We start from the raw sequence: 8,333 nt of genomic DNA, 5'->3' as shown, positions 1-8,333 counted from the left end.
GGAGAACATGGTGCTGTCGCTGTCGGCCAAGGGCCTCACGCACGGCGAGATCTGCGCGCATCTGCGCGAGGTCTACGGCGCCGACGTCTCGAAACAAACCATCTCGACCATCACCGACAAGGTGATGGACGGGATGGCCGAATGGCAGAACCGGCCCCTCGACAGCGTCTATCCGGTGATCTTCCTGGACGCGATCCACGTGAAGATCCGCGACGGGAAGGTCGCCAACCGGCCCATCTATGTCGCGTTGGCGGTTACCGTCGAGGGCGGTCGCGAGATCCTCGGACTCTGGGCCGGCGATGGTGGTGAGGGCGCGAAGTTCTGGTTGCAGATCCTGACCGAACTGAAAAACCGTGGCGTCGAGGATGTCTGCATGCTCGTCTGCGACGGACTCAAAGGGTTGCCTGAGGCGATCGGGCAGACCTGGCCGGCCGCGGTCGTGCAGACCTGCATCGTTCACCTGCTGCGGGCCTCGTTCTCCTACGCCGGGCGCCAGGACTGGGCCGCGATCGCCAGGGCGCTCAAACCGGTCTACACCGCACCCACCGAGGCCGCGGCGCTGGAACGGTTCTACGAGTTCGCCGAGGTCTGGGGCGCGAAATATCCTGCGATCGTGCGGCTTTGGGAGAACTCGTGGGCCGAGTTCACCCCGTTCCTGGCCTTCGGAGCCTGTTGCAGAATCACTTGCCAGTCCGATAGCCCGCGCTTTGAATCACATTCGGGGACAGGAGGGTTGGTGCCGTCGGGTTCTGGCGGTGGTTCAGGCCGCGGTGGTCGCTCGGTGGATCTTCATGAGGTTGAACGCGGTAGCCGCCAGATGCAGTTCGCTGGCGGCGTTTTCCAGTCCGCGGCGTGAGAACCGATCGATGATCTTCTTGAGATTGCCGATCCCGGGTTCGACGGTCGCGCCGCGCCGCTTGTAGAGCGCTCGCCCCTCGGGTGTCCGCAGCCGGTGCCTGTTGGCCTCGCGCGGCGTCGCATCCCGCGGCGGCAGACCTTGGGCAGGCTCCAAACTCGCAGCCAATGCCTGGTCACGATCCTTTCCCAGAGCGATGAGGCGGTCCGGTCCTGCCGCCGCCAGGTTCGCATCACTGCTGTATCCGGTGTCGGCCAGCACGGTGCCGATCACGTGATCGGTGCTGGCAGTGACGGCGAACATTCGATCGGCGACGTCTTGGGCGGCATGCATCATCGGCAGGAAGCATCCTTGATCGTTGGTCGACTGGCCGACCTGGACAGCGACGATGAGTTGATCGCCGGTAACCGCGACCTGGGCGTTGTAACCCTGCAGGAACCCCTTGCGGGTCGGCATGATCCGCGACTGCGGATCGGTGGTGTTGGCCACCACCTTCGGCAACGAATTCGCCGCGGATGCCCGCTCGGCGGCGATCGCCGCGGCGCGTTCCGCGTTGCGCACCACTTGTCGTGCTCGCTGGACCCGTTTGCTGGCGTCCATCGGCAGCGGTGGGCGACCCATCGGCTTCTTCCCCGCAGCGATCAATGCGGCATGGCGGTCGAGTTTGGCCTGGTGCGTAGCGATTTCCCGGGCCAGGTGCGCCCGCGCTTCGGGCAACCGGTGCGGTCCGTCCGGAATTCGCCCGCGGACCGGCTTGCCCTGCTCGGACCGACGGCGACGCGCAATCGCGGCCGCCTCTCGCTGTTCGTCGGCACGGTCGAGCTGCTGGTGCCGGTCGCGCAGCTCCTGCGCGGCCCGCTGGATTCGTTCGGCTCGCCGGGTCCGGTCGCGCAGAACCGCTGGGACACGGTCGGTTCCGTCGTGAACGATGTCCGCGACGGCGTCCTCGGCCCGGTCGGTGTTCTCCGACTCGGTGACCATGCCGGCCACCTGCCGGTCGAACCACTTCCTGCCACGGTTGGCGTCGATCGAGGCATTCGCCGCGATCTTCGTCCCGTCGATCGCGACCGTTCCGAACCGGCACAAGCCAGCCCTGGCAGCAATCATCAACACCTGAGAGAACAAGTCGCTGAACACATCTCGCGACTCCGCACGGAATCTCGCGATCGTCGTGTGGTCCGGGCCGTCCTGAGCACACAGCACCGAAACGCGACATCGGTGACGCACGTCCGCTCGATCTGCCGTGACGACCGCACACCCTGGCAATACGCATACACCATCAGCGCCAACAACATTCGCGGGTCGTAGCCCGCCGCACCCGCGCCACCCCGACGACGGGTCGCCCGTTCCAACCCGGAGGTGTCGAGGACCTCGATCGTGTCCAGCACGAACCACACCAGATGATCCGGCGGCAACCACTCGCGCATATCCACCGGCAACAACATCAGCTGATCACGCAGCACGGGACGATACGACTTGGCCACGCCATATCCTCCCAGCCCCACCCCGCTCCGCGAAATCGATTCTGCAACAGGCTCTTCGACACCGAGATCCGGCGCGTCGTCTGCTCCACGAACGCGATCGAGTCGGTCAATGCCCGCATCCGCCGCGCGGTCCGCGCCCGCGGCCATTTCCCCAACGCAAGCCGCCCTGAAATGCGTCTACCTCGCGGTCATGGCCCTCGATCCCACCGGAGAGGGCCAGAAACGGTGGATCACCCGCTGGAAAGCAGCGTTGAACGCCTTCGACATCACCTTCGACGGGCGACTCACCGCCGGACGGAAATAGCCCAATCAACCCGAGTTACACCGTTATCTGGGTTCTGGCGCACTTGCGGTTTGCGCCGTGAGGCGCTGTGATTCGAGTGGAGGTGAGAGACCTTCGCCGCCGTTCTGTCGTAGCAGGTCGGTGGAGCTGGGGGCAGCCTGATCCGGGTGGTGCCGGGGAGGGTGGGAGCAGCCCTGACAACGCCGGGACGTGGCCAGTACTGCCAGATGGTGCGGGTCCGGCAAGCGGGATGAAGAGGAGTACGCGAGGAACCGGCGTTGTTACGTCCCTCCATGCGCCACCTGCTCGAACCTGGCGGATATGGGCAGGACGCGGTGCGTACCCGCCGCTTTCGGGTGGTCGGGGAACTCCTTGGTCGGTTTACCGAAGCCGGTCGGGAGGCCACGAGGAAGGTCTACGGCGTACTCGTGGCGATGCCGCAGGGACACAGTCGGGCTCCTACTTCGTCGAGCGAATCACAGTGAACACGGGAACCACTCGGTCAGGTTCCTCGGGCGATGCGCACTCCTGTTGCGTTGCTTGGGGATAGACGCACCGACCGTCGAACGGGTCGGGTGGGGCGGAGCCGCCGGTGCGACACGAGGTCGCACGTAGTGAGTGAACACATCATTGGATGTGTTGTCACACTGCTCCTTTCGCTGATTGTAATGGTCAGAACAGTCCTTCTTGGGTGGGTGGTGGCTGGATGCGCAGGCCTTTTCGTCGTCCGGTGCGGACGTGGACGGCTTGTAGTTCGCCGGTCTTGACACGGTGCATGATGGTTTGGCGTGAGACGCCGTAGGCGAGGGTGGCTTCGAGCATGGCCAGCCATCCATCGGGTGTGTCGTCGACGAACAGGGCGCGGACCTCGTCGGTGAGGCGGATGCGCCAGGGAGCGCCGGGGGTGAGTTGTTGCCCGGCGATGAATCCGTCGCCGAGCCAGCGGTGCAGGGTCGAGGGTGCGAGGCCGAGTTGTTCGGCGGCGTCGGCCACGGTGAGCAGTTCCCCTTCGGTCGGATCATTGCCGGGTTGGTGGCACGCGATCTTCCAGTGGTGGCGCAGTGTCTGGACCCTACCGGCGGTGAACGACAATCCTCGGGCGGTGCGGCGGTCTTGTCGGTTGAGGATGTGCGCGATCATGGCGTCGGGGTAGTGGACGGCCAGGCGGCGCACGAGGTCGATGGTGTCCTCGTCGGTCCGCAGCCGGTTGGCGGGGGTTCGTTTGATCGGCACGGTCAGTTCGGTGATCGCGCCGCCCTTCCAGCGCAGCACGAGCTCGGCGTGGGCGGAGTCGGTGTGGCGGTGGACGGTGATGTTGACTTCGTCGAGCAGGCTGCGCAGCAGCTGTTTGCGATCGCGGTCGGTGGTGCTCTCGGCCGACCACGCGGCGGGAAGGTTGTCGCCGAGCGCAAGAATCGCTGATTTCTCATGCGGGGCAAGTGTTTTCGGTCGTGCTGTTTCGCGGCGAGCGAGTTCGGCCTCGGCGTCGGCGACCTGCTGCAGCGCGGTGTTCCACTCGCTTTCCAGCCCGCGGGCAACGAGGCGGTTGTCGGGATCGACGGCGCGGTAACGGCGTTCGGCGCGCCCGGCCTGGTATCGGGCCCCTTCGAGCTGACGCCGCCATTGCTCGAGCGCGGCGTCGTGGCCGTGTTCGAGTTGCTCGGCGGCGGTCAGGCATGCTTGCAATGCAGCGGGCGCCAAGGCGGCCAGGAACGCGGCCGCAACCGCGGCGTCGATCCCGGCGCCGCCGACCCGCAGGTGGCGGGTGCCGCGGCCCTCGACGAGTTGCCCGGTGCCGGTGCAGTAGTAGCCGGGTGTGGTCTTGGCCGGGCCGTCGTAGTAGACGGCCAGTTTGCGGCCGCAGGTTCCGCATGTGGCCAGCCCTTGCAGCAGGGCGCAGCCCTCACGGACCGCGCCGGTGCCCGGCTGGTGCGCTGTCGGGCGGATGTTGGCGCCGATGCGAAACTGGTTGTCCTGGAAGGTGTTCCAGTCGATGAACCCCTCGTGGTGGTCGGTGATGAGAACCTCCCATTCGCCTTGGGGCAGCTTGTGTCGCGACACCCGCACGATCCCGTCGGCGTCGACGTGTCGGCATTGGCGGGTCTTGCCGAACACGTATGCGCCCGCATATGCGGGATGGGTGAGCACGTTGTGCACCGCATGGTAGGTCGGTTCCACCCAGACGATGTCGCCGCCGCGCAGATACGCGGTCGGCTGCAGCGGGAACTTCACGCCCTGCTCCCGCAGCCACAACCACACTCCGCGCACCGAGCCGCATGAAACTTGCCCCTCCCCGGGCGGCGGCGTCGCAGGCCAGCGAGACGCTGTGAATCGAACGGCCGATATCCCTCGCCTGGCAGTGCATTCCGGCGAAGTTGTCGCGAGATCGTCGAGGGTGCTCTCCCCAGCACCGCAGCGATCTCCCGGATCACCACACCGCGACGACGTAGATCAGCGATCGTGATCCGTTCGTCCTCGGACAGGTAGCGCGGCGAGATCGCGGGTTTGACGGTGATCACCGGCTCATAGTGGCGGACCCGCCCGACGGGAGCCGGACCGTGCGGCCCTTCACCCACCGTTTGCCGGTGCGGTTGTTGATACCCACTCGGCAACTCGCATCCGCGACCGTCACCCCCGAACTGATCAAGGCCACGAACCGTTCCCGCTTGACCACGGACTTGCTCGTCCCGTCGTGTGACCTAGTCCGACCGGCGCACGGTTCATCAACACTGCGTCTACTCGCACCGCAGTCGAGGGTCTATTCCGGCTTCGTCTCTGATCAGGAAGGCGACGTGCTGACTGTTTTAACATTCAGGTGGGTGCCGGTCTTCGCGATCTGGCCAGCTCGGCCGCCTTGACCGGTCCCCGATAACGGGACCACCCGGTCTTCGAGTCCGGGTTGTTTGATTCAGATTCAGTTGAAGCTGCAGGTCACCGGGTGGTGGGTGTGACTGCAGCGGGCAGCGTACTCGGCCGGCGTGAGATAGCCCAGCGCCGATTGCCTGTGCCAATGGTTGTGCTCGGTCTTGAAGTCGCCGATGACCACCCGCGCCTTGAGCAGGCTCGTCCAGTGGTTTCGGTTGAGGCACTCGGCCCGCAGCCGCCGGTTGAACGACTCGATGAACCCGTTGTTCCACGGCGTCCCAGGCGGGATATAGACGATCCCCACCCGATCGGCGCAGAACTGTTGCAGGGCAGTCGAAATCATTTCCGGCCAGTTGTCCATGCGCAGCACCTTCGGCGGGCCGCCGCGAGTAGAGAACACCCGCTCGAGTTCGGTGACGAGTTTCTCGGCGGTGATCGAGCGCTCCACCAGGTGCAGCAGCGATTCGCGGGTGTGTTCGTCGATCATCGACGCGATCTTCACCGCCCGCCCGTCGACGGTGGAATCGAATTGGAAGTCCAACGCCCACACCACTTTCGGCGCGTCCGCGGCGACCGGCGGCACCGACGAGCACCCGGCCCGCTTGCGCGGCGAGTGCTCGCGCACCTGCAAACCCTCCTCACGCCAGAGCCGGTGCACCTTCTTCTTGTTCACCGAGCTGCCCTCGTCGAACCGCAGCGCCGCCCAGGCGCGCCGGAACCCGTGCCCTGGGTGTTTCATGGCGTAGGAACGCAGCCAGGCCCGCACACCGGCGTCCGAATCTTCTGGAGTCGCCGCGGCCGGCAGCCGCCGATACGTGGACCGGTGGAGCCCAACCACCTTGCACGCCAACCGTTCCGACATGCTCTTGACGTCTTTGAGCATGTCGACGGCGCGGCGCTTGGCCGCTGGGCTCAGAATTTTCCAGCGCGATCTCCCGCAGCGCGTCCTTCTCCAACTCCGCATCGGCCAAAAGCCGCTTGAGCCGGGCGTTCTGCTCACGCAGCTCCTTGAGTTCTTTCGCCGCGTCGGTGTCCACACCACCGTACTGGCGGCGCCAGTTGTACATCGTCGCCGCCGAGATCCCCAGCTCCGCGGCGATCTCTTCCCCAGACATACCCGCCGCCGCCAACTCGTCGGCACGGCGCAGCTTCCGCACGATCTCCTCCGCGGAATGCCGCTTACGTCCAGCCATGATCCCTATCGTCCCTTCCAGCCCCGACCAGGGCCAACAGGAGTCTCAATGAGGATGTCAAGCCGAAGCGGTCGCGGGGACGGCCCCCGGAGGCTGCTCGGTGAAGTGCCGTCCGTCACGCAAGAGCGCCCACAACACATCGACCAAACGCCGAGACAGCGCCAGCAAAGCCTGTGTATGAACCTGCCGTTCATCCCTCTTGCGCTGGTAGAAGGTTCGTGACGGTCCGTCGCGCCGGATCGCCGACAGAGCAGCCATATAGAACACCCGCCGCAGCCGCCGATTGAACCGCTTGGGCCGATGCAGGTTTCCGGTGACACGGCCCGAATCACGCGGCACCGGAACCAGACCGGCATAGGACGCCAGACGACCCGACGTCGAGAACGCTGTCAGGTCACCGCCGATAGCCACCAGGAATTCGGTACCCAGATGCGGCCCCATGCCCGGCATCGACTCGATGATCGAGGCATGTGGATGCTGCCGGAACACGACGGCGATCTGCTTGTCGAGGTCCTTGATCTCTCGATCGAGATCGAGAAGCTTGACCGCGGACCGCTTGATCAAAGCCGCCGTTGCGGCCTCAGCGGGAACAGCAACATCCTGCGCGCCGGCCGCGGACACCGCAGCTGCAGCGATCTTGTCGATGCCCTTCGCCCATGCCCCGTTCTCGGCGAGAAACATTGCGATGCCATCGATTCCAGCCGCACGAACCTCCGCTGCGGTGCACAGTCCCGACACCAGAATCAGCGGTGACCGCGACGAGTAATCGAAGGCTGCCTCCAGGGTCGGGAAGATCGATGCGAGCATCGCCCGCAGCCGGTTCACCCCGGCCACCCAGTCATCCATCAGATCGGCACGATACGCCGACAGACCGGTCAGCTCGGCGATCAATTCGTCCGGCGCGGTAACTGGTTGCAGATCGGTCTTCATGCGGGCGGTGTCGGCGATCACCCGGGCATCCTTGGCGTCGGTCTTGCCTTCACCACCGAACACCCCGGTCATGGTCGCCACCGTCCGACCAGACACATACACCACCTGCTCACCGGCAGCCAGCAGCACCGTGATCAGCACCGCCGCCAGCGGGCTGATCAGGTCGATCGCCCACACCCGTTCGGCACCGGTGGCCCGGGCCCGGTCGATGATCGACTCGATTGCCCGCTGGTCGTTGTTCATCCTGCTCGACCAGCACACCTTGCCCTGTTCATCGACTACACACGAATGATGGGCGGCCTTGCCGACATCGATACCGATCCAAATCCGAGGGCGCACAGCCACTCTCGTACTCCGTCCACACGAACCTCGCCCGCGGACAACCCCGCCATCAGGTCCCTAACCAGCGACGAACCGCTTCAGATCTCAATCAGTGGCCGGAGCGTCCAGACGGTGGGGCAGCCACTCCTGTCGAGCCACGACTGAGGCAGACTCTAAACAGCTACACCCCACCGACCTGGGCATCCGGGCAACAACCCCGGATCTCTCCGATCTTAGCCTCAATACCGTTCAGTTAGCGAGTTCGACGGTATGGTATCGGCGTGCCTCGTGGTGGATGGGTGAAGCCGGCGTCGGATCGTCGATTGTCGGATTTGGTGTCGGTGGGGTTGTTGACCAGGGTTTTTCCTGCTGATGTGGTCGATGAGGTGATCGCTGAGGCG

General features: G+C 65.3%; 6 protein-coding genes and 4 pseudogenes. 4 read left to right on the top strand and 6 right to left on the bottom strand.

Going from position 1 to position 8,333, the window contains the following annotated elements:
- Positions 1–700: pseudogene (locus tag ACFXN1_RS50630) on the top strand (IS256 family transposase); the annotation flags it as partial.
- Positions 701–760: 60 nt separating this feature from the next.
- On the opposite strand, the gene ACFXN1_RS50625 reads toward ACFXN1_RS50630, so the two are convergent.
- Complete coding sequence (locus tag ACFXN1_RS50625) at positions 761–1,837, bottom strand: transposase (protein WP_379446387.1); 1,077 nt, start codon at positions 1,835–1,837, stop codon at positions 761–763.
- Here ACFXN1_RS50625 and ACFXN1_RS50620 point away from each other — a divergent pair.
- Entirely contained in the window at positions 1,830–1,973 is a 144-nt protein-coding gene (locus ACFXN1_RS50620) for a hypothetical protein (protein WP_379446388.1), read from the top strand. The two genes, ACFXN1_RS50625 and ACFXN1_RS50620, sit on opposite strands and share 8 nt — an antisense overlap.
- On the opposite strand, the gene ACFXN1_RS50615 is transcribed toward ACFXN1_RS50620, so the two are convergent.
- Positions 1,963–2,283 carry a transposase gene (locus ACFXN1_RS50615; RefSeq protein ID WP_379464115.1) on the bottom strand — a complete coding sequence of 107 codons (321 nt, stop codon included), beginning with the start codon at positions 2,281–2,283 and terminating at the stop codon, positions 1,963–1,965. The two genes, ACFXN1_RS50620 and ACFXN1_RS50615, sit on opposite strands and share 11 nt — an antisense overlap.
- A 111-nt stretch (positions 2,284–2,394) precedes the next feature.
- Between ACFXN1_RS50615 and ACFXN1_RS50610 the strand changes: the two are divergent.
- Positions 2,395–2,644, top strand: a pseudogene (locus ACFXN1_RS50610) (transposase); the annotation flags it as partial.
- Positions 2,645–3,295: 651 nt separating this feature from the next.
- On the opposite strand, the gene ACFXN1_RS50605 reads toward ACFXN1_RS50610, so the two are convergent.
- The 4 genes and pseudogenes from ACFXN1_RS50605 to ACFXN1_RS50590 form a co-directional block, all read right to left on the bottom strand.
- A complete protein-coding gene (locus ACFXN1_RS50605) occupies positions 3,296–4,891 on the bottom strand; it encodes a recombinase family protein (RefSeq protein WP_379446389.1) in 1,596 nt (531 codons plus the stop codon).
- A gap of 20 nt (positions 4,892–4,911) precedes the next feature.
- Positions 4,912–5,142: pseudogene (locus ACFXN1_RS50600) on the bottom strand (helix-turn-helix domain-containing protein); the annotation flags it as partial.
- A 395-nt stretch (positions 5,143–5,537) separates the two neighbouring features.
- Positions 5,538–6,681, bottom strand: a protein-coding gene (locus ACFXN1_RS50595; protein WP_379446390.1) for an IS3 family transposase whose coding sequence is annotated in 2 segments (ribosomal slippage) — positions 5,538–6,417 and positions 6,416–6,681 — 1,146 coding nt in all. Because the reading frame shifts where the segments join, the coding sequence is not laid out codon by codon here.
- A 57-nt stretch (positions 6,682–6,738) separates the two neighbouring features.
- Entirely contained in the window at positions 6,739–7,956 is a 1,218-nt protein-coding gene (locus ACFXN1_RS50590; protein ID WP_379446391.1) for an IS110 family transposase, read from the bottom strand.
- Between the two features lie 257 nt (positions 7,957–8,213).
- Here ACFXN1_RS50590 and ACFXN1_RS50585 point away from each other — a divergent pair.
- Positions 8,214–8,333 (top strand): annotated as a pseudogene (locus ACFXN1_RS50585) (IS4 family transposase); the annotation flags it as partial.

This window comes from Nocardia sp. NPDC059154 (assembly GCF_042755705.1).
GTDB lineage: Bacteria > Actinomycetota > Actinomycetes > Mycobacteriales > Mycobacteriaceae > Nocardia.
This window is presented reverse-complemented; position numbering and strand designations above follow the sequence as displayed.